General features: G+C 67.0%; 20 protein-coding genes and 1 pseudogene. 6 read left to right on the forward strand and 15 right to left on the reverse strand.

Going from position 1 to position 24057, the window contains the following annotated elements:
- Positions 1-199: 199 nt before the first annotated feature.
- The 8 genes from IP86_RS26950 to IP86_RS26985 all read right to left on the reverse strand — a co-directional run bounded on the left by IP86_RS26950 (position 200) and on the right by IP86_RS26985 (position 10908).
- The gene (locus tag IP86_RS26950; RefSeq protein WP_054165531.1) at positions 200-589 is read right to left on the reverse strand and encodes a rhodanese-like domain-containing protein; all 390 of its coding nucleotides are present in this window, start codon (positions 587-589) and stop codon (positions 200-202) included.
- A gap of 142 nt (positions 590-731) precedes the next feature.
- Positions 732-1031, reverse strand: coding sequence for a DUF3240 family protein (locus IP86_RS26955; RefSeq protein WP_054165532.1), 300 nt, complete (start codon positions 1029-1031; stop codon positions 732-734).
- Entirely contained in the window at positions 1028-4108 is a 3081-nt protein-coding gene (locus tag IP86_RS26960) for an efflux RND transporter permease subunit (RefSeq protein WP_054165533.1), read from the reverse strand. Before IP86_RS26960 ends, IP86_RS26955 begins: the two co-directional genes overlap by 4 nt.
- Positions 4109-5221 carry an efflux RND transporter periplasmic adaptor subunit gene (locus tag IP86_RS26965; RefSeq protein WP_054165534.1) on the reverse strand — a complete coding sequence of 371 codons (1113 nt, stop codon included), beginning with the start codon at positions 5219-5221 and terminating at the stop codon, positions 4109-4111.
- 418 nt (positions 5222-5639) lie between these two features.
- Positions 5640-6287 (reverse strand): DsbA family protein, encoded by a 648-nt coding sequence (locus IP86_RS26970; protein WP_082364288.1) that lies wholly within the window; start codon positions 6285-6287, stop codon positions 5640-5642.
- A gap of 70 nt (positions 6288-6357) precedes the next feature.
- Entirely contained in the window at positions 6358-9570 is a 3213-nt protein-coding gene (locus IP86_RS26975) for an efflux RND transporter permease subunit (protein ID WP_054165535.1), read from the reverse strand.
- Positions 9567-10565, reverse strand: a complete 999-nt coding sequence (locus IP86_RS26980) for an efflux RND transporter periplasmic adaptor subunit (protein WP_054165536.1) — start codon at positions 10563-10565, stop codon at positions 9567-9569. Before IP86_RS26980 ends, IP86_RS26975 begins: the two co-directional genes overlap by 4 nt.
- 1 nt (position 10566) lies before the next feature.
- Positions 10567-10908 (reverse strand): ArsR/SmtB family transcription factor, encoded by a 342-nt coding sequence (locus tag IP86_RS26985; RefSeq protein ID WP_054165537.1) that lies wholly within the window; start codon positions 10906-10908, stop codon positions 10567-10569.
- Between the two features lie 118 nt (positions 10909-11026).
- Between IP86_RS26985 and IP86_RS26990 the strand changes: the two genes are divergently transcribed.
- Positions 11027-11230 (forward strand): YgaP family membrane protein, encoded by a 204-nt coding sequence (locus tag IP86_RS26990; protein WP_054165538.1) that lies wholly within the window; start codon positions 11027-11029, stop codon positions 11228-11230.
- A 244-nt stretch (positions 11231-11474) separates the two neighbouring features.
- Here IP86_RS26990 and IP86_RS26995 read toward each other — a convergent pair whose 3' ends face one another.
- The 3 genes from IP86_RS26995 to IP86_RS27005 form a co-directional block, all read right to left on the reverse strand.
- On the reverse strand, positions 11475-11855 hold the full coding sequence (locus tag IP86_RS26995; RefSeq protein ID WP_054165539.1) for a NifB/NifX family molybdenum-iron cluster-binding protein: 381 nt from the start codon (positions 11853-11855) through the stop codon (positions 11475-11477).
- Between the two features lie 208 nt (positions 11856-12063).
- On the reverse strand, positions 12064-12597 hold the full coding sequence (gene petA / locus IP86_RS27000; RefSeq protein ID WP_054165540.1) for a ubiquinol-cytochrome c reductase iron-sulfur subunit: 534 nt from the start codon (positions 12595-12597) through the stop codon (positions 12064-12066).
- A 35-nt stretch (positions 12598-12632) separates the two neighbouring features.
- Complete coding sequence (locus IP86_RS27005; protein WP_054165541.1) at positions 12633-13214, reverse strand: PadR family transcriptional regulator; 582 nt, start codon at positions 13212-13214, stop codon at positions 12633-12635.
- A 270-nt stretch (positions 13215-13484) separates the two neighbouring features.
- Between IP86_RS27005 and IP86_RS27010 the strand changes: the two genes are divergently transcribed.
- Positions 13485-13682: a hypothetical protein gene (locus tag IP86_RS27010; RefSeq protein WP_054165542.1), complete on the forward strand. Its 198-nt coding sequence runs from the start codon at positions 13485-13487 to the stop codon at positions 13680-13682.
- 17 nt (positions 13683-13699) lie between these two features.
- Here IP86_RS27010 and IP86_RS27015 read toward each other — a convergent pair whose 3' ends face one another.
- Together IP86_RS27015 and IP86_RS27020 are read right to left on the reverse strand one after the other, a co-directional pair.
- Entirely contained in the window at positions 13700-14464 is a 765-nt protein-coding gene (locus IP86_RS27015) for a sulfite exporter TauE/SafE family protein (protein WP_054165543.1), read from the reverse strand.
- Positions 14465-14772: 308 nt separating this feature from the next.
- On the reverse strand, positions 14773-17961 hold the full coding sequence (locus IP86_RS27020) for an autotransporter family protein (RefSeq protein WP_197280002.1): 3189 nt from the start codon (positions 17959-17961) through the stop codon (positions 14773-14775).
- A 439-nt stretch (positions 17962-18400) separates the two neighbouring features.
- Between IP86_RS27020 and IP86_RS27025 the strand changes: the two genes are divergently transcribed.
- Both IP86_RS27025 and IP86_RS27030 read left to right on the forward strand, forming a co-directional pair.
- Positions 18401-19174, forward strand: coding sequence for a P-loop NTPase family protein (locus IP86_RS27025; protein WP_054165545.1), 774 nt, complete (start codon positions 18401-18403; stop codon positions 19172-19174).
- Between the two features lie 88 nt (positions 19175-19262).
- The gene (locus tag IP86_RS27030) at positions 19263-19943 is read left to right on the forward strand and encodes a hypothetical protein (protein WP_054165546.1); all 681 of its coding nucleotides are present in this window, start codon (positions 19263-19265) and stop codon (positions 19941-19943) included.
- 159 nt (positions 19944-20102) lie between these two features.
- Here the strand turns inward: IP86_RS27030 and IP86_RS27035 are convergent, their stop codons facing one another.
- Both IP86_RS27035 and IP86_RS27040 read right to left on the reverse strand, forming a co-directional pair.
- Positions 20103-20657, reverse strand: coding sequence for an adenine phosphoribosyltransferase (locus IP86_RS27035; protein ID WP_054165547.1), 555 nt, complete (start codon positions 20655-20657; stop codon positions 20103-20105).
- Positions 20658-21036: 379 nt separating this feature from the next.
- Complete coding sequence (locus tag IP86_RS27040) at positions 21037-23196, reverse strand: anthranilate synthase component I (protein ID WP_054165548.1); 2160 nt, start codon at positions 23194-23196, stop codon at positions 21037-21039.
- Positions 23197-23486: 290 nt separating this feature from the next.
- Here IP86_RS27040 and IP86_RS27045 point away from each other — a divergent pair.
- Positions 23487-23680 (forward strand): annotated as a pseudogene (locus tag IP86_RS27045) (type II toxin-antitoxin system HicA family toxin).
- Positions 23680-23886 carry a type II toxin-antitoxin system HicB family antitoxin gene (locus IP86_RS27050; protein ID WP_054165549.1) on the forward strand — a complete coding sequence of 69 codons (207 nt, stop codon included), beginning with the start codon at positions 23680-23682 and terminating at the stop codon, positions 23884-23886. Before IP86_RS27045 ends, IP86_RS27050 begins: the two are co-directional and overlap by 1 nt.
- Positions 23887-24057 lie beyond the last annotated feature (171 nt).

The raw sequence follows: 24057 nt of genomic DNA on the forward strand, positions 1-24057 counted from the left end.
AGCGCGCTCCCTCTCCCGCTTGCGGGAGAGGGCTGGGGTGAGGGCGACGCGGGCGCAGTGCCCGTGTGAAGGCGACGCGGGCGCTGTGCCTGCGAACAACGCCAGCCCTGTGCCTGGGGACCCCCACCCCCGGCCCCTCCCCGCAAGGGGGAGGGGAGATTGGGCGCCGATGTTGAGGAGGATCGTTGTCTGCGCCGCCTCACATCCCGCGGTCGATCGGCTTGTCGACGGCGCCGCCGTTGTCGGCCCATTCCTTGAAGCCGCCGAGGTTGTAGGCGGTGTAGCCGAAATCTCTCAGCACCTTGGCGGCGAGCGCGGCGCGGCCGCCGGAGGCGCAATAGACGATGATCGGCTTGTCCTTGCTCAGCCGCTTATCGTGAAACGGCGACTCCGGATCGGCGCGGAATTCCAGCATGCCGCGCGAGATGTGCAGCGCGCCATCGATCTTGCCGGTGGTCTCGACTTCCGGCGCATCGCGCACGTCGATCACCACGGCGCCCTGCTTGACCATGTCTTCGGCCTGCTCGGCGCCGATCCGCGGCACCACCGCATGGGCGGCTTCGAGCAATTGTTTCACGCTGGCGGTCATGCACGTCTCTCCTGCTACGCTCGTCGGACGAAGCGACACGGCCACGAGCCCGCGGCTCCTACATCCACATCGTGCTTAGGCGATCCTCTTATATTCGTCCAGGCGAATATACGACTCAGCCCGGCCTAGACGGATGCCCCCATTACAGTGCGCCGGCATTCGCCGCGATCATGCGCCAGACGATGCCGCGGCCGGGCAGTTCGTCGGCCAGCGCGTCGAGCAGCCCGCGTGCCTCCGCCTCGGGCAGCGCCACGACGATTTCGACCGCCAGCGTATGACCGCGGACCTGCTCGACCACGCTGTCGAAATCGACATTGTGGCCGTAGCCTTCGACCTCGCGCGCGATGAAGCCGGCGGCGGCGGTCGGCGGATGCGCCAGCATGGCGGCGACCAGCTCTTCCTTCAGCGCCGTCGGCGCGATCAGGGTCAGCACCGTGTTCATGGCCTTGCCTCGCGCTCGATGCCGAAGCGGCGATACAGCACCGGCAGGATCACCAGCGTCAGCAGCGTCGAACTGACGAGACCGCCGATCACCACGATGGCGAGCGGGCGCTGCACGTCGGCGCCGGGACCGGCGGCGAACAGCAGCGGCACCAGGCCGAACGCAGTAATGCTGGCGGTGAGCAGGATCGGCCGCAGCCGGCGCTGCGCGCCGAGCATCACGATGTCGTCGGGCGACAGGCCCTGGTTGCGCAGCGTGTTGAAGTAGCTCACCAGCACCAGGCCGTTCAGCACCGCGATGCCGAGCAGCGCGATGAAGCCGACCGACGCCGGCACCGACAGATACTCGCCGGAAATCAGCAGGCTGAACACACCGCCGACCAGCGCAAACGGGATGTTGACGAACACCAGCAGCGACTGCCGCAGCGACACGAAGGTGGTGAACAGCAGCAGGAACACCAGCGCCAAAGCAATCGGCACCACGATGCCGAGCCGCGCCGCGGCGCGCTGCTGGTTCTCGAACTGGCCGCCCCAGACGATCGAATAGCCCTCGGGGAGCTTGACGTGCGCCGCGACCGCGGCCTTGGCTTCATCGACGAAGCCGACCAGGTCGCGGCCGGTGACGTTGCTCATCACCAGCGCCAGCCGCTTGCCGTTCTCGCGATCGATCTTCACCGGCCCGTCGATCCGCTCCAGCTTGGCGACGTTGGTGAGCGGCACCGACTGGCCGCCTGCGAGGACCAAGCTCACACCCGACAGCCGCGCCGGCGACTCGCGTAGCGCTTCGCTGCCGCGGATGGTGATCGGTGTGCGGCGCCCCTCCTCGACCACGATGCCGACTGGTTCGCCCTCGATCTGCGCGCGCAGCGCCTCGGTGAGCTGATCGACGTCGAGCCCGAGACGGCCGGCCTGCAGCCGGTCGATCCTGACGCTGTAGTACTCGAAGCCCTTGTTCAGCGTGGTGCGAACGTCCTCGGCGCCTTTCAGCGTCTTCAGCGTCGCGGTGATCTGCTCGGCGAGACGGTTCAGCGTCGGGATGTCGGTGCCGAAGATTTTCGCCACCACGTCGCCTCTAGCGCCGATGATCATCTCCTGCACCCGCATCTCGATCGGCTGGGTGAAGCTGAAGCCGATGCCGGGGAATTCGCCGAGCGCCTTGCGGATCTCGCCGAGCAGCCATTCCTTGTCGTGCGGCCGGCGCCATTCCGCTTCCGGCTTGAGGATGACGTAAGTATCCGTCTGGTTCAGCCCCATCGGATCGAGGCCGATTTCGTCGGAGCCGACGCGGGCGACGATGCTGGTGACTTCCGGCACCGTGCCGATCACCGCGCGCTGGATCTTGAGATCGAGATCGACGCTTTCTTCCAGGCTGATCGAGGGCAGCTTCTCGACGCTGATGATCGGGGTGCCCTCCTCCATCGTCGGCATGAAGATCTTGCCGAGTTGGCCGTAGGCGAACACGGTGGCGATCAGCGCAACCGCCGCGATCGCCAGCACCGTTTTCTCGCGGCGCAGCGCGAAGCGCAGCACCGGGGTGTAGCCGGCGCTGATCTTGCGCACCAGCCAGGTGTCGCCGTGGCCGGAGGTCTTCAGCAGCAGCGAGGCCAGCACCGGGATCACCGTCAAGGCCAGCAGCAGCGACGAGCCGAGCGCGAACACGATCGTCATCGCCACCGGGATGAACAGCTTGCCTTCGAGCCCCTGCAGCGTCAGCAGTGGCAGGAACACGATGACGATGATGACGATGCCGGACGTGACCGGCACCACGACCTCGCGCAGCGCCTGATAGATCCGGTGCAGCAGCGGCACATGCGCGGCGTGGCGGTCGTGCGCCAGATGCGAGACGATGTTCTCGACCACCACCACGGCGGCGTCGATCAGCATGCCGATCGCCACCGCGAGGCCGCCGAGGCTCATCAGATTGGCCGACATGCCGGCGGAGCGCATCAGCTCGAAGGTGGCGAGCGCCGACAGCGGCAGCGTCAGCGCCACCACCAGTGCGGCGCGCCAGTCGCCGAGGAACAGGATGAGCAGCACGATCACCAGCACGACGGCTTCGATCAGCGACTTCGACACGGTGTGAATGGCGCGGCCGACCAGATCGCCGCGGTCGTAGAACACGTTGAGCACGACGCCCTTGGGCAGCGTCGGCTGCAGCTCGGCGAATTTGCTCTTCACCGCCTCGACGACGTCGCGCGCATTGGCGCCGCGCAGGCCGAGCACCAGGCCCTGCACGGCTTCGCCCTGCCCGTCGCGCGTCACCGCGCCGGCGCGGGTGATACTTCCGATGCGGACGTCGGCGACGTCGCGCACCCGCACCATGCCGCCGTCGCGCGAGGCCAGCACGATGTTGCGCAGATCGTCGAGCGTGCGCACCTGGCCGTCGACGCGGACCAGCAGCACCTCTTCGCCGGCGGTGAGACGGCCGGCGCCGCCGTTGCGGTTGTTGGCCTTGACGGCCTTCTGCAGCGTGTCGATCGAGATGCCGCGCGCCGCCATCGCCAGATTGTCGGGGATAATCTCGAAGCTGCGGACATAGCCGCCGAGCGAGTTGACGTCGGCGACACCCGGCAGCGTGCGCAGCGCCGGCCTTATCGTCCAGTCGAGCAGCGTGCGGCGCTCGGCGAGCGAGAGGTCGCCGCCCTCGATGGTGAACATGAACATCTCGCCGAGCGGCGTGGTGATCGGCGCGAGGCCGCCGGACAGGCCGTCCGGCATGTCCTTCATCGCCGAAGCGAGCCGCTCGGCGACCTGGTTGCGCGCCCAATAGATATCGGAACCGTCGCTGAAATCGATGGTGACGTCGGCGAGGCCGTATTTGGTGGTCGAGCGCAGGATGGTCTTGTTGGGGATGCCGAGCATTTCGAGCTCGAGCGGCATCGTCACCCGCGTCTCGACCTCCTCTGGCGTCATGCCCGGCGCCTTCATGATGATCTTGACCTGCACCGGCGAGACGTCCGGAAAGGCGTCGATCGGCAGGCTGCGCACCGCGACGATGCCGGCGCCGATCAGCAGCAGCGTGGCGAGCACCACAAGCAGGCGGTGCGCGAGCGAGAACTCGACCAGACGCGCGAGCATTTACTCGACCCCGCCGAGCCCCTGCCAGGCGCCCTTCAGTGCCGCGACGCCGCGCACCGCGATGCGCTCGTCGCCGCGGAAGCTGCCGCTCACCACCGCAAAGGCCGGCAGCTCCTCGCGCACTTTCACCGGCGTCGCGACGAAGCCGGAGTCGGTCTGCACGAACACGTAGGCCTCCGGGCCACGCCGGACCATCGCGCCGGTCCGCACCCGCCACTCGGCCTTGCCGCTGGTCGCCGAGGTGATCTGCGCTTCGATCATCTGGCCGGGACGCAGATCCGTGTCGGGATCGTCGAACTGCGCGCGGACGATCACGGTCTGCGAAGTCGGCTCGACGCTGCTGCCGATCGACACGACGCGGCCGGTACACTCGTGGCCCTTCAGCGTGACGCGGGCGCCGACCGCAAAGTCTTCCGCGCGTAGCGCCGGCACCTGCACCTCGGCCCATAGCGGCGAGAGTTGCGCCAGCTTGAACACCAGCGCCAGCGCCTCCACGGTCTGGCCGGGCGTGGTCGGGCTCTCCAGCACCACGCCGTCGATCGGCGCGATCAGCGTCAGCTTCGGGTCGAGCGTCTGCGTCGTGATCAGCCTGTCGATCGCCGCCTCGGTCATGCCGACATGCAGCAGCGCGGCGCGGCGCTCGGCGGCGGTGGCGCGGGCCTGGTCGTATTCGCTCTGGGTGACGATCACCTGCTTCTTCGGCACCGCGCCGTAGGGGGCGAGCTGCTCCTCGCGGTCGAGATTGGTCTTGAGCAGCCGCTCCTTGTTGGCCGCGACCAGAAACTCGCCCTGCGCGCTCGCCAGCGCCGGGCTCTGGATCTCGGCGAGCACGTCGCCAGCTTTGACCATGTCGTCGGTGCGCACCAGCAGGCGCTCGATGCGGCCGCCGAGTTGGGCGTTCATCAGCCGCGTGCGATCCGGCGGCACGGTGATCCGGCCCGGGAAGCTGAGCCCGGCCGGCGCCGGCTGTTGCTCCAGCGGCGAAGTCTCGATGCCGACGCGCTCGGCCTGCACGGCTGAGATCGCCAGCTCGTCGCCGGCGCGCGCGGCGTCGGGCCGGCCGCCGAGCGCCAGCACCGCGATTGCGACCACGATAGGAGCGATACGAAACATTGATTCAACTGAAGAACGTCTTGCCGCCGCAACGCCAGGCCGGCCTGCGATCATGCGACGCCAGACTAGGCGGCCGGGGCTGACAAGATGCTGACATGAGGCCGGCGGCTCGCCCGCCGCGCTCACTGCCTCTCGTTCGTCATTCCGGGGCGCCAGCGAAGCTGTGCGAACCCGGAATCCATAACCCCTGCGCCAGCGTAGTCCGCGGGCGGCAGCGTCGGTGCGCTATAGCGGACACAGGGCGTATGGATTCCGGGCCTGCGCTGCTGCGCAGCGCATCCCGGAATGACGAACGTAAGCGTTGTGCGCCACCTCCCCGCCATTGCGAGGAGCGAAGCGACGAAGCAATCCAGCGCAGTGCACGGGGCTGGATTGCTTCGCTTCGCTCGCAATGACGGGGGAGGCCTTCGCCGAATTCCTACTTCTTCTGCGCCGCCGCCGTGCGGGCGTCCTTGATGGCCTGCTTGAACATCGCGGCGTCGAGCACGCCGGGGACGCGGAAGCGGCCGACGATGAAGGCGGGGGTGCCCTGGAAGCCGAAGGCGCGGGCCTGGGCGTCGTTACGCTTGAGGATCGCCTCGATGGCGTCCTTGTTGGTCTCGAGATCCTTGGTCGCGCGGGCGACGTCGACGCCGCCTTTGCCGAGCGCGTCGTTCATCACGCCCTCGGTCAGCTTGGCGGTGGTGCCGATCAACGCGTTGTGGGCTTCGAGAAATTTGCCCTGATACTTCGCGGCCAGCACCAGCTTGGCGGCGTCGACCGAGATGCCGCCGAAGATCGGCCAGTCCTTCAGCACCAGCCGCACCTTGCCGTCGTCGTTGACGACCTGCATCAGCTCCGGCGCCACCTTCTTGCAATACGGGCAGCGATAATCCGAATATTCGACGATGGTGATGTCGCCATCCGGATTGCCGGCGACCGGGATATCCGGATCGCGCAGCACCGCCTCAGTCGACAGCACGTTGTCGTCCGGCGCCGACGCCGCAGGAGCGGCCCAGGCGCGCGTGGCCAGCACCGGCGGCAGCGTCAGGGCGGTCAACAGGGCCGAACGGCGGGTGATCATCATCGGGTTCCAATCATCGTCTGCGGAGCGCCTGTTGTGCCCCGGATCGACCGGAAATGCGATCACTTTGACGTCAGTGCGGCGCTTTCGCTCCACCGTCGCGCAGCGCCATGTAGATCGCCGGGATCACCAGCACGGTGAGCAGCGTCGACGACGCGAGGCCGAACAGCAGCGAGATCGCCAGCCCCTGAAAAATCGGATCGAGCAGGATCGTCGCCGCGCCGATCATCGCCGCCAGCGCGGTGAGCAGGATCGGCTTGAAGCGCACCGCGCCGGCCTGCAGCACGACTTCGCGCAGCGTCCTGCCCTCGCCGCCGGAGTGGCGGATGAAATCGACCAGCAGGATCGAGTTACGCACGATGATGCCGGCGAGCGCGATGAAGCCGATCATCGAGGTGGCGGTGAACGGCGCGCCGAGCAGCCAATGGCCGATCAGGATGCCGATCAGCGTCAGCGGGATCGGCGTGAGGATCACCAGCGGCAGCTTGAAGCTTTTGAACTGCGCCACCACCAGCACGTAGATGCCGAGGATCGCGGCGCCGAACGCCGCGCCCATGTCGCGGAACGTCACCCAGGTGATTTCCCATTCGCCGTCCCACAGTACGGTCGGCCTGGATTCGTCGGTGGGCTGGCCGTGCATGCTGATCGCCGGCTTCAGCAGCTTGCCCCAATCGTGCGCTTCAATCTGCTTGTCGACTTCGAGCAAGCCGTACAGCGGCGCCTCGAACTTCCCGGCGAGCTCGGCCTGCACCATGTCGGCGAAGCGGCCGTCGCGGCGGAAGATCAGCGGCGAGCCGACTTCGCGCGTCGCCTTCACCAGTTGGCCGAGTTCGACCACCGTCTTGCTACCAGGCAGCGTATTGGCCGGCACCGGCGTCGACGCCAGCGCCTCGGTCCAGGCGAGGTCGCGCTTGGGCAGCCGCACCGCGATCTCGATCGGGTTGCGATCCTCGCCGCGATGCGAGTAGCCGATCGAGGTGCCGCCGAACAGCGTCGCGATGGTGTCGTAGACGTCCTTCTGCTCGACGCCGAAGAACTCCAGCCGATCCTGATCGATCGACAGCCGCAAGCGCGGGCGCGGCTCGCCGATCGAATCGTCGATATCGACGATGAACGGCACGTCGCCGAAAATCTTCTTCACCTCGCGCGCGACGGCGCGGCGGGTCGCGGCGTCGGGGCCGTAGATCTCGGCCAGCAGCGTCGCCAGCACCGGCGGCCCCGGCGGCACTTCGACCACCTTGATGCTGCTACCCGGCGGAAGGGCGAGCGCCTTCAGCCGTTCGCGCAGATCGAGCGCGATGGCGTGGCTGGCGCGGCCGCGGTCGCCGCGCTCCTTGAGGTTGACCTGCAGCTCGCCGAGCTCCGGCCGCTCGCGCAAGTAAGAGTGCCGCACCAGGCCGTTGAAGTTGAACGGCGCCGGCGTGCCGGCATAGGACTGCACGGACGTCATCTCGGGCAGGCCGCGGGCGATGTCGGCGGCGGCGAACAGCGTGCGCTCGGTGTCTTCGAGGCTTGCGCCTTCGGGCAGATCGACCATCACGGCGATCTCGCTCTTGTTGTCGAACGGCAGCAGCTTGACGGTCACCGACTTGGTGTAGAACAGCACCATCGACAGCAGCGTCGCGACGCCGACGCCGAGCAGGAAGATCCACGCCGCACGCTTGCTGGCGACGACCGGCGTGGCGATGCGGCGATACAGCCGGCCGAGCCGGCCTTCGTCATGGGCGTCGTGCGACGAGGCCGCGGAGCCGGGCTTCGGCGCCAGCTTCAGCATCAACCACGGCGCCACCACCATGGCGACGAAGAATGAGAACAGCATCGCGGCCGACGCATTGGCCGGAATCGGCGCCATATAGGGCCCCATCAGCCCCGACACGAACAGCATCGGCAGCAGCGCGGCGATCACCGTCAGGGTGGCGATCACGGTCGGGTTGCCGACTTCGGCCACCGCTTCGATGGCGGCCTGCAGCCTCGGCCGGCCGTCCTTCATGCCCCAATGCCGCGCGATGTTCTCCACCACCACGATGGCATCGTCGACCAGAATGCCGATCGAGAAGATCAGCGCGAACAGGCTGACGCGGTTGATGGTGTAGCCCATCGCATTCGCGGCAAATAGCGTCAGCAGGATCGTGGTCGGGATCACCACCGCGGTGACCACCGCCTCGCGCCAACCGATCGCGATCGCGATCAGCACCACGATCGAGATCGTGGCGATGCCGAGATGCAGCAGCAGCTCGTTGGCCTTGTCGTTGGCGGTCTCGCCGTAGTCGCGCGTCGTAGTGACGGCAATGTCGCTGGGGATCAGCGTGCCCCGCAGCGTGGCCAGCCGCGCGCGGATGTCGTGCGATACCACCACGGCGTTGGCGCCGGCGCGCTTGGCGAGCGCCAGGCTGACCGCGGGGACGCGATCCCATTTTCCGCCGCCGTCGCGCGTGTCGGTCCAGACCCGATGCTCGGCGGCGTTCGGGCCGATGATCACCTGCGCGACGTCCTTGACGTAGACCGGCCGATTGTCGCGCGTCGCGATCAGCAGCAGGCCGATATCCGGGATGCCGCTCAGCGTCTGCCCCGCCGACACGCTGCGCATCGTGCCGGCGTCGCGCACGCTGCCGGCCATGAACGAGCGGTTGGCGTCCTTCACCTTGGCGACGAGCTGCTGCAGCGTCACGCCGTACAGCGACAGCTTTTCCGGATCGGGCTCGACCCGGATCTGCTGGGCGCCACCGCCGGAGATGTAAGTCAGGCCGATGCTGTCGACCTTCATCAGCTCGGAGCGCAGCTTGTCGGCGAGTTCGTACAGATCCTTGTCGGTCCAGCGCGACGCGGCCTCCGGCTTCGGCGACAGCGTCAGCACCGTGATGGCGACGTCGTTGATGCCGCGGCCGACAATCAGCGGCTCTGGGATGCCGACCGGAATAGAATTGATATTTGCGCGGATCTTCTCGTGCACGCGCAGGATCGCGTCTTCGGATTTGGTGCCGACCAGAAAGCGCGCCGTCACCATGACGCGGTCGTCTTCGGTCTGGCTGTAGACGTGCTCGACGCCGTCGATGCCCTTGACGATCGCTTCGAGCGGCTTGGTCACCAGCTCGACCGCATCGGGGCCGCGCAAGCCATCGGCGTTGACGCGGATGTCGACCATCGGCACGCTGATCTGCGGCTCCTCCTCGCGCGGGATGGCGACGAGCGCGATCAGCCCGACCACCAGCGAGGCCAGCAGGAACAGTGGCGTGAGCGGCGACTGGATGGTCGCTTTGGTCAGACGACCTGAAAGCCCAAGATTCACGGCTGCACCAACTTGTCACCATTGCGCAGTCCCGAGAGGATCTCGAGGCCGTCCGGCATGTCGGGGGTGGGATGGTCGCGGCCGCGCTGCACCGGCACGGCGACGGTTTGGCCGGGCGCGCCGAGCTGGACGTAGTCGATGCCGAAATCGGTCTTGATGTAGCGCGACGGGATCACGAAGGCCGGCCGCTCGCCGCCGGAGATCCACACCCGCAGCCGGTCGCCGACGAAGTATTGACCGAGCCCCTCGACCGTGGCGTCGGCCACGACGCGGCCGTCCTCGATCTGCGGATACACCAGATCGATGGTGCCGAATTTCGCCGCGGCATCGCCGGCCTCGGCGCCGTCGACGCGGATGCGATCGCCCTGCTTGAGGAAGCGCGCGTGCCGCTCCGGCACCCGCAGCCGCAGCTTGTAGTGCTGCTGCGCCACGGTGACGATCGGGTCGCCCTGCAGCACCACCGAGCCGACGGTGATCATCTTCTTCAGCACGCGGCCGTCGTCGGGCGCCAGCACCTGGCCTTCCTTGAACTGCTGCTGCACCACCGCGCGCTCCGCCGTCTTGGCGCGCAGGTTGTTGTCGGCGACGTTCAGCGCGGTGCGGGCTTCGTCGAGCTTGGTACGCGGCAGCGTGCCGCGTTCGACCAGCCCCGAGGTGCGGTCGTAATCGATCTGCGCCTGGCCGGCCTGCGCCTGCAGTGCCTGGATCTGGGCGTCGAGCGAATTCATCTGCAGCGTCAGCTTGTCGTCGCCGATAGTGGCGATCTCCTGCCCCCGGCTGACGCTGTCGCCCTCGCGCACTTTGAGTGCGACCACCGTGCCGCCGATCCGCGCGCGGGCCGGCACCACGCTGATGCTTTCGACGGTGGCGAACACCGCCTTCTCGTCGGCGACTTTGCGCTCGGCCACCGTCAGCGTCGGTTCGGCCGCGAGCGCGGCTCCGGCGCCGAGCAGGAGTGCGGCGACAGCGCCGCCGATCAGGTCGCGCAACTTCATCTCAGGCTCCCGCAGATTTTTTGTTGGCCGGCCCGGCCGCCGGGGCCGGGCAATACAGCCGATATAAAGTCGTGAGCAGTTCGCGGGCGGGGTCGCTCGCGATCGAGTAGTGAATCGTCTGGCCGTCGCGCCGCGCCGCCACCACGCCATCCTTGCGCAGCAGCGCGAGATGCTGGGACACGGTGGAGTCGCGCAGCCCGAGCAATTCGGCCAGCTCGCCGACCGAGCGTTCGCCGCCGATCAGCTGGCAGACCAGCAGCAGCCGATGGCGGTTCGACAGCGCCTTCAGCAATTCGCTGGCCTGGTCGGCGGCGGCTTCCATGAGGTCGGCTTGTATCTTCATAATTGCGTATATTAGATTATACGAATATATTGTCAACGCACGGACGGCGGGCCGATGACGCGGCCCGTGCGGTTCGACACCTCAGCCTTGCAACCATCCGTTTTGAAGGAGCACCGCCATGAACCTCGATCGCGCCGTCCTCGCCTTCGCCGGCTGCGTGGTGCTGACGAGCCTGCTGCTCGGCTGGCTCGTCAGCCCCTATTGGCTGCTGCTGACCGCCTTCGCCGGCGTCAACATGATCCAGGCGTCGTTCACCGGCTTCTGCCCGGCCGCGATGGTGTTCAAGAAACTCGGGATTGGGAGTGGCGCGGCGTTCTCGTAACGCAAACCGCTCGTCAGCTCGTCATTGCCGGGCTCGACCCGGCAATCCATCCTGTTCGAAAAGGTCGATCCTGCAGGCCTTTATGAAGGCGCGCTACGCGCGCGATGGATGCGCGGGTCAAGCCCGCGCATGACGGCCGAACAACGTCATTGCGAGCGAAGCGAAGCAATCCAGCGCTCCACCCGCGGCATGGATTGCTTCGTCGCTTCGCTCCTCGCAATGACGGAAACGCAAGGCCTGTGGGCTACGACGCCTTGCCGCAATTGCAGCCGCCTTCCGCATCGTCGTGATCGTCCGCGGCCGGCGGCGGCAGGGTGCCGGCGATGTAGGCTTTCACGGCAGCGACCGGGTCGGTCTCGGCGGTGGTGACGGCGCGGACGCCGCGAGCCGCCATGCGGGCGATGAAGCCGGCGCCGGCGCTGCCGGCGATCACGGCCTCGACGCGGTCGAGCGGATGCGGCGCGCGCTCGTCGAACTCATGGATCGACTGCTCCTTCGGCAGATCGAGCCGCTGCACTTCGCGCGGCGCGCGACCGTACGCGGCATCGAACAGCATGAAGCGGCGGCTTTTGCCGGCATGGCCGGTGACGGTGCGGAAATTCTGGCTGGCGACTGCGATGAGCATGATGGGGCTTTCTTGAAAACGTACTGCTGATAGATGTCCGGTGAGTCCCAGGCCCTCATGGTGAGGAGCATCGCGCAGCGATGCGTCTCGAACCATGAGGCGGCACCGACTCGCGCCATCCTTCGAGACGCCCCGGCTGCGCCCTGCGGGCTTCGCCGGGGCTCCTCAGGATGAGGGCAGTGTGTGGGGCAAGGCCGCTTAGCCGGCCTCACGTCTCGCCGATGATGATCTGCGTGTCGGTGGCGAATTTGTACGGGACCAGCGGCAGGTTGGCCGGGGCCGGGCCGAGGCGGATGCGACCGGACGAATCGTATTGCGAGCCGTGGCACTGGCAGAACCAGCCGTCGTAATTGCCCTGGTGCTCGGTCGGCACGCAGCCCAGATGAGTACAAATGGCGGACACCACCAGCCATTGCTCCTTGCCGGGCTTGACCCGCGCCGAGTCCGGCTGCGGATCGCGCATGCTCTTCCAGTCGGCGGTCTGGGCGGACTCGATTTCCTTCGGCGTACGATGGCTGATGAAGATCGGCTGGCCGCGCCAGAACACCTTGATCACCTGGCCGACGGCCACCGGCGCGAGATCGACCTCGAGCGGGAAGCCGGCCGCGATCGTGGATGCGTCGGGATTGAGCTGAGCCACGAACGGCCAGACCAGCGAGGCGGTGCCGACCGCGGCGATGGCGCCGGTGGCGAGAAACAGCACGTCACGTCGGTTGGGCTGTTCGGAAGTGATTGCGGTCATGATGGTCTCCTTGGCGGGATCGCCCGCCGTCGTTACTAAACCTTGCGCAATTCGCCGGCGGCGCGGGCCAGCACCGCGACCAGCTCGGCTTCTTTGTCGGAATCCTTGGTGATCTGCCGCACGGCGACGGCGCGCAGATTGTCGAGCACGGCGCGCAGCAGCGGCGGCAGTTCGCCGGCCTCACTGCCCTCGCCATTCTGCTGCTGCATCGACTCGCCGAACGCGGCCAGCCGCTCCAGCACGGCATCGGCCAAGTCGCGCCGCTCTGTCAGATAGTCGCGGCCGTCGTCGGTGATGACGTAGAGTTTCTTGGCGCCTTCCGGCTGGGCGATGACGTGGCCGATGTCTTCGAGGAAGGTCAGCGCCGGATACACCACGCCGGGGCTCGGCGCGTACCAGCCCGCCGTCCGCTCCTCGATCACCTTGATGATGTCGTAGCCGTGGCGCGGCTGCTCGGCGATCAACGCCAGGGCGATCAGCTTGAGATCGCCCTGCGCCAGCATCCGGCCGGCCCGAGAGGCCTCTCCGCCCATGCCGCGTCCGCCGCCGCGGCGCGCCCAGCGGCAGCCGGGCATCCCGAATCCGCAGCGTCGTCCGCCGTTGTCGAGGCCGTCCATCGGGCTCTCCTGAGTAAGATATATCTTTCCTACGTCCGTCTCTTCGGAGCTGTAAAGATATATCTTAGCGATCAGACGCTCGGGCGCGAAAATGGTGCGATGGTAGTATAAGTAACTGTTTTGGATTACCTTTCAGACGCCGCCATTTGATCGAGATCAATATCCGGAACTAAGCCCGACATATCGTCCCGACACTTTCGAGCTCCACGGCGCCGATCGCCGGCGGGGCTGTCTCGGCCGACTCTCGGCCCGACAATCAGGAGACGAACAATGTTGAAGGTCGCGATGGTGCTGTGGATCATCGGCGGCGCAACGCTGACCGGCATGATGGTGGTTGCCATCCTGGCGGTGCCGAGCCTCGCCGAGCATGCGATGGAGTGGATCCCGCGCGCTGTCGCGGCCGGCTTCGTGCTGGCGATGCCGGTCTCGTATCTGGTGGCGCGCCAGATCGCGCCGACGGCGCGCTGACCGGCCGCTGCGCGCGGTTACTTCGCCCCGATCAGGCCGAGCACGCCCTGCGCCATCAGCGCGGTCGAGACCACGAACAGCAGCGCGTAGGCGATCTTGTAGAACAGCCCGGTCGGCATCCGCCGCACCAGCCAGATGCCGAGCATGTTGGCGGCCGCTGCCAGCGGCAGCAGCGCGATCGAGGTCGACAGGTTGGCCGGGTTGAACTGGCCGAGCAGGATGTACGGCCCGATCTTCAGCACGTTGAGAATCGCGAAGAAGATCGTGGTGGTGCCGACCAGCACCAGCTTCGGCAGTTGCAGCGGCAACATGTAGACCTGATAGGGCGGCCCGCCGCCCTGCGTCATGAACGACGTGAAGCCGGACACCCCGCCCCAGAACACGCCCGGCGCGACCGAGCCCTTAGCCGGCGCGAGCTGCGGCCGCAGCCAGACATTGAGCACGAAGGCGACGCCGACGCCGCCGACGATCAGCCGCACCACATCGTCCGAAACGATCGACGCCGTCCACCACGCCAGGCCCATCCCGATCAGCGCGCCCGGCAGCATGATCTTCAGGCTACGCGCGTCCCAGTGATGCCGGTAGACATAGAGCGAGATCATGTCCTGGCTGATCAGCACCGGCAGCAGCAGCGCCGCGGCTTCGAGCGGCGGCAGGAACAGCGCCAGCAGCGGCGTCGCCGCAATGCCGATCCCCGAGAAGCCGCCCTTCGCCAGGCCGAGCAGGAACACCGCCGGAACCGCAGCGACATAGAACCAGGGATCGGTGATGATCGACGACACGGCAGCTCGCGAGGGGAACGCCGCCGGACCGGCAGCAAGACGGACGCGCGATAGCGCTCCCGATCCATGCGGTACGCGGCCGCCCGTCGCAAGTGAAACCGAACGGCGTGACGCCGTACCTGCGCCGCACAACGCGGGGAGCGGGAGGCCAGCGTTCGCTCAACCTCGCGCGTCATTGCGAGGAGCACACGGATCGGCGCTTCGCGCCGTCCGAGCACAGGCTCCGCGACGAAGCAATCCAGCGCCGAGCCTCGGGCCTGGATTGCTTCGCTTCGCTCGCAATGACGGAGAGCGAGGGCGCAGAGCCTTTAGAACGAGACCTTGACCCTGCCGGTCACCAGGTGGGTCACCGCGTCGCTGCTGCCGACGATGGCGTCGTAGCCGATCGAGACCAGCGTGGCCTGGCCGAGCCGGCCGGTGACGCCGGTGCCGAACACGCCGCGGTCGCGGATGCCCTGGCCGGTGAAGGTGGTGAACACGCCCGGCAGCGTCGGCTCGACGAAATTGGCGTCGATGCCGCGGACGCCGTCCTTGAATTCGTGCAGCCAGGCGAGCCGCAGCTCCGGCGTCAGCACGCCGTTGCTGGTCTGCAGGTCGTGGGCGATACGCGTGCCGACGCTGGAGCGCAGCGACTCGGTGCGGTCGGCGCCGACGCTCAGCGCGGTGATGCCGCCGGTTTCGGTGAAGGCGTCGGTGGCGACGCGGGTGTATTGCAGGCTCACTTCCGGCGTCACCACGAAGCCGCCGAACATCCGCAGATCGCTGCCGATCGCGCCGCGCACCGTGTAATGGTTGCCGTCGAAGCGCGAGCTGTTGGCGGTGCCGAGCGCGACGCGCTTGTTGTCGTAGCCGTCCCAGCCGTAGAAGCCGACAACGTTGGCGTACCACCACGGCGCGCGATAGCTGCCGTAGCCGCCGATGCTGCGGCTGGTGATCTTGGTGGTGCTGCCGAGCGAATCGAGATCGCCGCTGGTCAGCGCGTAGCCGCCGAACGCACCGAGCACCCAGCTGTCGGACACACGCCAATCGGCGCCGGCGACGACGTTCGCGGTGGTCGAGCGGAACGCGCTGACGTCCGGCCGCGCACCTTCGCGCGAATTGCTGAGGCTGGAGCCGACGAACACGCCGAAGCCCGGATCGATCGCGGCGCGCAGCGGCGGCGCCTTGGTGGGCACATAGGCCAGCGCATCCGCATTGGCGCCCCAGCCGGAGGCGGCCAGCGCGTCGCGCGTATTCCAGGCGCCGAGAGAGGCCAGGGTACGCTCCATCGTCGAGCCGGGCGCACCGAACATGCCGGCATCGGCCATCGCCAGCGCCGCCCCGGCGCCGCCGAGATCGCTGCCGCCGCCGAACCGGCTCTGCATCATGCGCTGGTCGATCAGCGTGCCGGTCTGCGACGCGGTGTTCAGCGTCATCCGGCCGAGCGCCTGATACGAGGCCGGCGACAGCTGCGCCAGCGCCGCGCCGACATCGGCCGCGCTGGCGACGCTGTCGATCAGCGTCAGCGCATCGGCGCTCGCCGCAACGCTGTTGGAGAGGTTGTCGAACAGCCAGGCCGGGCCGGCGCTGCCGGGCTTCGACGAGCTGGCGAAAGCCGAGAACGACGGCGCGAAGGCGTTCGCCACTTCGAACGAGGTGTACAGCGTGCCGCCGATATTGACGGTCTGGCCGGCCGCGAGCTGCGCCCGCTTGGCGTCGGACAGACCGACCTTGTAGTAGTTCAGCGTGTCGGTGCCGGCACCGCCATTGACCAGACCGACGATCCGCGATCCCGGCATGATGTTGACGGTGTCGTTGCCGCCTTCCATGTTCACGGCGCGGCCGTTGTTGCCGATGATGGTGCCGTAGTTGGTGAGGACGTCGTTGCCCTCGCCCATCTGGATCGCCGAGCCGTCGCCGCGGATGAAGCGGGCCGAGCCGGTGCCGGTGTAGGTCACGCCGTCGAGCGTGCCGACCGAGCGGGTGTCCGGCGTGCCGTTCTGCAGCAGCACCACGGCGTTCGGATCCGGGATCGCACCGTTGCCGATGATCGTGCCGTAATTGACGATGCTGTCGTTGTCGGCCGCGGTGCCGGTCTTGTTTTCGAGCCGGATCGCGAAGCCGTTCTGGCCGACAATGGTGCCGCCGGCGTAGTTGGTGATGGTGGTTGCCGCGACGCCGCTGCGGGTGCCGTCGGTGTTGGAGTCGTTGTTGACGACGATGCCGTAGGAGGCGCCCGAGATGGTGCCGTAGTTGGTGACGGTGCCGCCGCCGATCGACAGGCCTTCGCTGTTGTTGAGCCGTCCGCCGGAATCATAGCCGCCGGCGCCGGTGCCTTCGATGATGCCGTAATTGGTGACGGTGGCGGCGAAATCGACGTCGACGCCGTCACCATCGCCGGTGCCGCTGCCGTTGTAGGCGCCGGTGATGCGGCCGTAGTTGATCACCGTGCCGGTGCCGTCGGAGCCGACGCCCGAGCCGTTGCGGCCGATGATGGTGGCGCCGGCTTCGTTGGTGACGGTGACGTTGGCGTCGGTGGTGATGCCGTGGCGGAAGCCCGAAATGGTGCCGCCGGACTTGTTGATCACGGTGCCCGAATGGCTCTGCCAGTCGATGCCGTCATTGCTGCTGCCGACCACGCCGTCGGCGTAGATCAGGCCATAGTTGGTGACGGTGGCGCCCTCGCCGGGCCGCACCGCGTCGGCGGCGGTCGAGCGGATCACGCCCGTGGCGCGGTTGATGATCTGGATGGTGCCGGAGGTCAGATCGTTGAAGTCGATCGCCTGGCCGGTGCCGGTCGACGTGATGGTGCCGGCGTTGTCGATGGTGAAGCTGCCGGTGGTGGCCAGCGTGGAGGCGGTGACGCGGATGGCGTCGTCCTGCGACTGGATGGTCCCGCCGGCGTTGTTGATCACCGTGAACGCGGTGACGGTGCCGAGATTGCTGATGTTCAGATTGATGGCGCGGTAGTTGCCGTTGGTCGCATCGATCAGTCCGCTGTTGGTGATCGTCGTGCTGCCGGAGCCGGGCCGGATCGCGTCGTTGCCGAGTGCCCGGATGATGCCGCCGGCATTGTTGTTGATCTGCACCGTGCCGGTCGCCGAGCTGTTGCTGGCGAAGTCGAACACCTGGCCGGTGTTGGAGACGATGGTGCCGGAGTTGTTGATCACCACCGTGCCGTTGCCGATCGAGGTGTTGAGCCGGAAGGCGTCGTCCACGGTCGAGATCAGCGCGCCGGCGAAATTGTTCAGCGTCAGGCTGCGCGGCGGGTTGGCGCCCGAGGTGTCGATACCGCGGTTGCCGGACGAGATCGTCCCGGAGTTGTTGATGACGACCCCGGCCGCGGGGCCGGTGAAGGAGATCGCGGTGCCGCTGACGTTCAGCGTGCCGCCGGACTGGATCGTACCGGTGTCGGTGCCGGTCACGGTCTTGGCTGTGGTGTCGGTGCTACCCGAGGAGACGTTGAACGAGGCGGCTCCGGCCGGTCCCGCCAAGGTTGCGCCCAGGCTCAAAAACACCAACCAACTCACACTGTTATGCCAACGCCGCATCACACCCACCAATCGCCAAAGTTAAGTTTGTCTTAAATGTGGCAGTTGACGGTTACATGACACTGCGTCTCAAATTGCACGCGTTGTCCGAAGTCGGTCTGTCAGCGCCGAGCTTGTGAGGCGTCCCGGTCACGTTCGACGCTCTGAGCGGGGCGGAGCTGCACGCAAGTGCGCCGGTGCGCCGTCGGGAACGGCCATCCGTCGGCGCGGACGTCATCATCAGCAGCCCCTCGCGAAAGCGCTGCGCGCCCCTTGCGGTCGGCTGGACAATGTTTTGTTGAGATTGCCCCAATAGGTGCGGCCGCGACATTGAATTATCCGATGTTTCTGCCATGTTCGCGCCCAAAGCAGAGACATCGCACCGCGGCGCGCGGTGGCGAATCAAAGCGGCCCGAAAAGGAACCTCATGGCGAAGCCAGCAGTCATCGTCGTCGGCGCGGACAAGGGCGGCGTGGGCAAGACCACGGTCTCACGGACGCTGCTCGACTATTTCAGCGCCAACAACATCCCGACCCGCGCCTTCGACACCGAGGCGCCGCGCGGCACGCTGAAGCGTTTCCATCCGGGCATCACCGAGATCGTCGACATGACGTCGACGGCCGACCAGATGAAGATCTTCGATACGTTGAACAGCGCCGCGCCGTCGGTCACCGTGATCGACGTTCGCGCCGGCCTGCTGTCGCCGGCGCTGGCCTCGCTTCGCGACATCGGCTTCCTCGATGCCGCCCGCTCCGGCCAGATCACCTTCGCGGTGTTTCACATCCTCGGCCCGTCGATCGCATCCCTGGACGAGATCGCCGAGACCGCCAATTTCATGATCGGCGCGAAGTACTTCCTGACGAAGAACTTCATCAACAACACCAGCTTCTTCGAGTGGGACCAGGCGACCTACAATTCGTACTTCCACCGCATCAAGGACGCCACCGAGCTGACCATCCCCAAGCTCAACGAAATGGCGTACGAGCAGGTCGAAGTCTCGTCGGTGCCGTTCCTGAAATTCGTCGCCAACAAGGGCGTCCACGACGAGCCGGCCAACTACTCCTTCGTGCTGCGCGGCTATGTGCGGCATTGGCTGGCCAATGTCTGGAGCGAGTTCGACCGCATCCGGCTGACCGACATCGTCGGCAAGGACAAGGGCGGCCGCACCACCGACGTGGCCGAGGCCGGCGGCGAGAAATAATTCGCTTCACCGCGGATTTTGGCTATATCGGGCGGGACATCTTCCGGGCGGCCGCGATCAGGCCGGCCGGAGAGCTCGATCGAAGCCAATGTCCCCCAGCTTCCCCCGCACCCCGGTCTACATCGTCTGTTCGCCGCGCCCGTTCGTCGGCAAGACGCTGGTCGCGCGGCTGCTGACCGAGTTTCTGTATCTGGCGCGCGGCTCGGTGACGGCGTTCGACGTCAACGTCAAGGAACCGTCGCTGCTCGACTACCTGCCGCGACTGACCGAGACCGCCGAGGTCGACGACACCTTCGGCAAGATCCAGCTGATGGACCGCCTGATCATCCATGATGGCGTCGCCAAGGTGATCGACCTCGGTTTTCACGCCTTCGACGAGTTCTTCGGCACCTTCGCGGAGATCGGCTTCATCAAGGAAGCGGCGCGACGGCAGATCGCGCCGGTCGTGCTGTTCATGGCCGACACCGACCGCAATTCGGCCCGCGCCTATGGCACGCTGCAGGACATCGTGCCGCCGCGGCAGCTGATCGTCATCGACAACGAGCACGTGCTGTTCGGCGAGTTGCCACGGGCCTACGCCCAGGGCCGGCTGATGCGCATCCGCGCGCTGCCGCCGTTCCTGAAGACCTATATCGAGCGGCTCAGCTTCTCGTTCACCGGCTACCTGCGGAGCGAACCCGACGCCTCCACCGAACTCAATCAGTGGATCCGCCGCAACTACACGGCGTTCCGCGATCTCGACCAGGAGATGACGCAGGGGCGGCCGTGACTTGTCCCGGGCGCGACGCAGCGCGAAGCGCTGCTTCGCAGACCCGGGATCCCGGGTACGGCGGTCAAGACACCGGGGCCCCTGATCAGCAGCGCATCACGCCGCAAGGGCGGCGCGCTGCGCAGCATCCGGGGCACGGAGTTTGAGGCGCGAGAAGGCCTAATGCCCGCCGAATTCCATCAGCGTGCGCACCGGGACGCCCATGCTGCGGATCTTGGCGGCGCCGCCGAGATCGGGCAGATCGATGATGAAGCAGGCGGCGACGACTTCGGCGCCGGTCTGGCGCAGCAGCTTGACGGCGCCTTCGGCGGTGCCGCCGGTGGCAATCAGGTCGTCGACCAGGATGACGCGCTCGCCGGGCGTGATGGCGTCGACGTGCATTTCGATGATGTCGGTGCCGTATTCCAGCGCATAGGACATGCTGACACAGGCGTGCGGCAGCTTGCCCTTCTTGCGGATCGGCACGAAGCCCGACGACACCTGGTGGGCGATCGCACCGCCGATGATGAAGCCGCGCGCCTCGATGCCGGCGACCTTGTCGATCTTGGAGCCCGCCCAGGGGTGCACCAGTTCGTCGATAGCGCGGCGGAACGACCGCGGATCGCCCAGCAGCGTGGTGATGTCGCGGAACATGATGCCCGGCTTGGGATAGTCCGGAATCGTGCGGACGCTGGCCTTGAGGTCGTGGATCAGGTCTTGAGCGAGAGCGTTCATCGGCGCGGGGTCTCTGCTGGATGGGACTGATAGTTCGGCAGGCGAGCAGGCGAGGCAATCCGGAAATTCGGCTAGCCTCCACCAGAAAGGCTAGCCAAAGGTCTTAGCAAGCAGGATTCGGACCGCAACCGGGATCTGCGATGCAGTGGGCTTGTAGCACGGCCCATCTGCGCCGCCTTCGATCAGGATCAATCCACCGCCAGCTTAGAGCCCGGCCGGAAAGGAATGCAGCAAAATCAGCTGTGTTTTCCGTCATTGCGAGCGGAGCGAAGCAATCCAGAAGCTCCGTGCACTGCACTGGATTGCTTCGTCGGCTTCGCCTCCTCGCAATGACGACGTGCAAGGCATCATTCTAGGCATCGAATTTCCGGCCTGGCTCTCAGGCTGGTGCACCGAGCCGGAACGCATTTTCGACGATCCGCAGCCCGACCCCGCCGCCGAGGGACATCAGCGATTCCGGGTGGAACTGCACGCCGCCGACCGGCAGCGTCTTGTGCTCGATCGCCATCGCCACGCCGTCCTCGGTCGAGGCGGTGACGGTGAGTTCCTTCGGCATATCGGCCATCTCGACATACAGCGAGTGATAGCGGCCGATGGTGATCTCGTTGGGGAGGCCGTGCATCAACGTGCCGCCGCGCACCTGGATGCGCGAGGGGCGGCCATGGGCCGGCTGCTGCAGCTGGCCGAGCCGGCCGCCGAAGTACTCGCCCATGGCCTGGACGCCGAGGCAGACGCCGAAGATCGGCAGTTGCTTGCCGAGCGCGGTATCGATGGTCGATTTGATGCCGAAATCCTCCGGCCGGCCCGGGCCGGGCGACAGCACCAGGAGATCATAGGCGTTGTCGGCCAGCATCTTCTGCGCATGGACGTAGCGCACCACGGTGACCTGGGCGCCGACCTGGCGGAAGTAGTCCGCCAGCATGTGCACGAAGCTGTCGTCATGGTCGATCAGCAGCACCTTCTTGCCCGAGCCGGTCGCGTCCGGCGCCACCGCCGACAGCGGCTTCGGCGGATCGCCGCGCAGCGCCTGGAACAACGCCGCCGCCTTGACCTGACACTCCTTGTCCTCGGCGACCGGGTCGCTGTCGAACAGGCAGGTGGCGCCGACGCGCACTTCGGCGAGGCCGTCCTTCATCCGGATGGTGCGGATGGTCAGGCCTGTGTTGATGGTGCCGTCGAACCCGACCACGCCGAACGCGCCGGCGTACCAGCGCCGCGGCGTCCGCTCATTGTCCTCGACGAACTGCATCGCCCACAGTTTCGGCGCGCCGGTGACGGTGACGGCCCAGGCGTGGGTCAGAAACGCATCGAGCGCGTCGAAGCCCGGGCGCAGCATGCCCTCGACATGATCGACGGTGTGGAACAGCTTCGAATAGGTCTCGATCTGCCGCCGCGCCAGCACCTTGATGGTGCCCGGCACGCAGACCCGCGCCTTGTCGTTGCGGTCGACGTCGGTGCACATGTTGAGCTCGAACTCGTCCTTCTCGGAGTTCAGGAGCTTCTGGATCTGCTCGGCGTCGCTGATGGCATCGACGCCGCGGGCGATCGTGCCGGAGATCGGGCAGGTCTCGATGCGGCGGCCGTCGGAGCGGACGAACATTTCGGGCGACGCCGACACCAGGAATTCGCCGTCGCCGAGATTGAGCAGGCCGCCATAGGGCGACGGATTGATCCGGCACAGCCGCTTGAACACCTCGGCGGGCGAGCGCTCGCACGGCTCGCCGAACAACTGGCCCGGCACAGCCTCGAACAGATCGCCGCGGGCGAACGCCTCGCGCGCCACCTCGACCACCTTGGCGTATTCGCCCGGTGCGTGGTCGGCAAAACCCTGGCGGCCGGTCTGGGTATAGACGCTCTCGCCGGTCGCGGTCGGCAGGCCGGCGGTCAGCCGGCCCTTCCAGGCGAATTCATAGGCGATCGTGACGCCGCGACCGGTGGCGCGGTCATAGGCCAGCAGCCGGTCCGGCACATACAGGACGATGTCGCGCTGGTCAGCCTCGCGGGCGCGCTTCTGCTCGAGATCCTCGAACTGGAACACCAGATCGTAGGCGAAGGCGCCATACAGCCCGAGCATCGGGTCGGCCGGCGAGGCGAAGGCCGCGACCAGCGCCCGAACCAGCGAGATCGCGCTGGCGCGGCGGGTGCGCTGGTCCTCGTCGACCGGCGCTTCGCCGCGGACGATCCGGCCCCGGATCTTGGTGGCGCAGGCCTGCTCGACGACGATGCTGGGCTCCTCCAGCCGGTCGGCCAGGAAGGCGATCAGCGTTTCGCCGCGCCCATTCAGCGCCTCGATGGCGAACTGGTCGGCCCGGGTGGTCAGCGCCAGCGGCGGATCGGCGAAGCCGAAATCGAAGCTCTCGTAGCGGCCCGGCACCGTCGTGCCGGACGACAGCATCACGCCGCGGCGACGATCCAGCAGGTCGATCAGATCGTCGAGCGCCTGGCCGCCGGTGAAGGCCTCGACCGTGCGCGACACGGAAAGACCCGCGGCGGTCTTGTAGTCGCTGTGCGCGGGAAGCGAAAAAACGGTCCTGTTCATGGCATCCTCTTAAGCAACTTGCCGGAGGAACGCCACACAGGACAAACAAAAGCCGCCTCGTGTGGCGGCCTCGGGACGATCAGAAAACGGGGGATCGCACGGCCACCTCTCAGGAGGTGCGCCACCAACGACGGGAAACGGCGGGGCGGAACGGCGTGGACATGGCCGGGAGAGCAGCACTCGGCGGGGGCGGAGTCAAGGGGATCGCCAGGCGACCGGCTTCAACCAAAGCAGCAAGGACGCGTTCAAGACGCGGAGTAAGCTGTAACACTCCAAACGAGCAGGCTGCAATGAAGGTGCGGGACGCCATCCGGCTGATCGAGGACGACGGGTGGACCATGTCGCCACCCGCGGCAGTCACCGACAGTACAAGCATCCCAGCAAGCCGGGCCGCGTCACAGTTGCCGGCAGGCCTGCCGACGACCTTGCTCCGGGCACGTTTGCCAGTATCCTGAAGCAAGCGGGCCTGAAGGAGCAGCGCTGATGCGTTACGCGGTGGTGATTGAAAAAGCCGACGGCAACTATTCGGCCTACGTGCCGGACCTGCCCGGCTGTGTCGCGACCGGTGACAGCGTGCAGGCCGTCGAGGCCGAGATCCGCGAGGCGATCCGGTTTCATATCGACGGCTTGAAGGAAGACGGGCTGCCAGTGCCCGCGCCGACCAGCTTGGCCGAATACGTCGACACCTAGAGCACTTCTGCTTTTCACCGAATCGGAGCTGATGATCCGGAACGCCTGCCACGTGGATGACCTCATGGTGAGGAGGCGCGTAGCGCCGTCTCGAACCATGGGCCACAGTTTCCGCGTGGCCCCATCCTTCGAGACGCCCGGCTTCGCCGGGCTCCTCAGGATGAGGACTCA

This window comes from Rhodopseudomonas sp. AAP120 (assembly GCF_001295845.1).
GTDB lineage: Bacteria > Pseudomonadota > Alphaproteobacteria > Rhizobiales > Xanthobacteraceae > Rhodopseudomonas.

Excerpts from the sequence above, each read along its gene's own strand:
- IP86_RS26950 (WP_054165531.1), bottom strand. The coding sequence starts at position 589 with ATGACCGCCAGCGTGAAACAATTGCTCGAAGCCGCCCATGCGGTGGTG.
- IP86_RS26955 (WP_054165532.1), bottom strand. The coding sequence starts at position 1,031 with ATGAACACGGTGCTGACCCTGATCGCGCCGACGGCGCTGAAGGAAGAG.
- IP86_RS26960 (WP_054165533.1), bottom strand. The coding sequence starts at position 4,108 with ATGCTCGCGCGTCTGGTCGAGTTCTCGCTCGCGCACCGCCTGCTTGTG.
- IP86_RS26965 (WP_054165534.1), bottom strand. The coding sequence starts at position 5,221 with ATGTTTCGTATCGCTCCTATCGTGGTCGCAATCGCGGTGCTGGCGCTC.
- IP86_RS26970 (WP_082364288.1), bottom strand. The coding sequence starts at position 6,287 with ATGATGATCACCCGCCGTTCGGCCCTGTTGACCGCCCTGACGCTGCCG.
- IP86_RS26980 (WP_054165536.1), bottom strand. The coding sequence starts at position 10,565 with ATGAAGTTGCGCGACCTGATCGGCGGCGCTGTCGCCGCACTCCTGCTC.
- IP86_RS26985 (WP_054165537.1), bottom strand. The coding sequence starts at position 10,908 with ATGAAGATACAAGCCGACCTCATGGAAGCCGCCGCCGACCAGGCCAGC.
- IP86_RS26990 (WP_054165538.1), top strand. The coding sequence starts at position 11,027 with ATGAACCTCGATCGCGCCGTCCTCGCCTTCGCCGGCTGCGTGGTGCTG.
- IP86_RS26995 (WP_054165539.1), bottom strand. The coding sequence starts at position 11,855 with ATGCTCATCGCAGTCGCCAGCCAGAATTTCCGCACCGTCACCGGCCAT.
- petA (WP_054165540.1), bottom strand. The coding sequence starts at position 12,597 with ATGACCGCAATCACTTCCGAACAGCCCAACCGACGTGACGTGCTGTTT.
- IP86_RS27005 (WP_054165541.1), bottom strand. The coding sequence starts at position 13,214 with ATGGACGGCCTCGACAACGGCGGACGACGCTGCGGATTCGGGATGCCC.
- IP86_RS27010 (WP_054165542.1), top strand. The coding sequence starts at position 13,485 with ATGTTGAAGGTCGCGATGGTGCTGTGGATCATCGGCGGCGCAACGCTG.
- IP86_RS27025 (WP_054165545.1), top strand. The coding sequence starts at position 18,401 with ATGGCGAAGCCAGCAGTCATCGTCGTCGGCGCGGACAAGGGCGGCGTG.
- IP86_RS27030 (WP_054165546.1), top strand. The coding sequence starts at position 19,263 with ATGTCCCCCAGCTTCCCCCGCACCCCGGTCTACATCGTCTGTTCGCCG.
- IP86_RS27035 (WP_054165547.1), bottom strand. The coding sequence starts at position 20,657 with ATGAACGCTCTCGCTCAAGACCTGATCCACGACCTCAAGGCCAGCGTC.
- IP86_RS27040 (WP_054165548.1), bottom strand. The coding sequence starts at position 23,196 with ATGAACAGGACCGTTTTTTCGCTTCCCGCGCACAGCGACTACAAGACC.
- IP86_RS27050 (WP_054165549.1), top strand. The coding sequence starts at position 23,680 with ATGCGTTACGCGGTGGTGATTGAAAAAGCCGACGGCAACTATTCGGCC.